Source organism: Castellaniella denitrificans, from assembly GCF_027214045.1.
GTDB lineage: Bacteria > Pseudomonadota > Gammaproteobacteria > Burkholderiales > Burkholderiaceae_B > Castellaniella > Castellaniella denitrificans_A.
On sequence record NZ_JAPWHE010000027.1, the window covers coordinates 1 to 463 of the forward strand.

The following is a 463-nucleotide window of genomic DNA, read 5'->3' on the forward strand; positions in this document are numbered from 1 at the left end:
TGTATTGACCCAGTAAAAACCTGCTCAGGTGATAATTGAAGAGGAAATCACCATGAGCATAAAGATGGAAGACGAGATCAAGCGATGGACAGCCAAGCGCAAGAGCGCGCTGGTGCTGGACATCATCCAGGGCAAGACGACCGTATCCGAGGCCAGTCGATCCTACGACCTGTCGCCCTCCGAGGTTGAAACATGGGTCGATGATGCCAAGCGCGGCATGGAGAACGCCCTGCGGGCTAACCCACTGGACATCAAAGAGCAATACGAACGCCAGATCAAAGACTTGCAAGAGGCCTATGGCGAAGCGATGCTGGAGCTCAGAGCAAGAAAAAAATTGCAGTCCCTGTTGGGCGAGGACGAGAAGTGATCGAGACGATCCGCCAGGGACTGAAGGAAGATGGATTCATCGTCTCGATCTCCAAGCTGTGCCAGTGGTTCAATATCCCCCGGCGCACGGTGTATT

At 53.8% G+C, this 463-nt stretch carries 1 protein-coding gene; it reads left to right on the plus strand.

Going from position 1 to position 463, the window contains the following annotated elements; all coding sequences use genetic code 11:
• The first annotated feature begins 52 nt into the window (after positions 1 to 52).
• Positions 53 to 367: a DUF1153 domain-containing protein gene (locus O4H32_RS14900; protein WP_269360403.1), complete on the plus strand. Its 315-nt coding sequence runs from the start codon at positions 53 to 55 to the stop codon at positions 365 to 367.
• The last annotated feature ends 96 nt before the right edge of the window (positions 368 to 463 follow it).

Excerpts from the sequence above, each read along its gene's own strand:
- O4H32_RS14900 (WP_269360403.1), top strand. The coding sequence starts at position 53 with ATGAGCATAAAGATGGAAGACGAGATCAAGCGATGGACAGCCAAGCGC.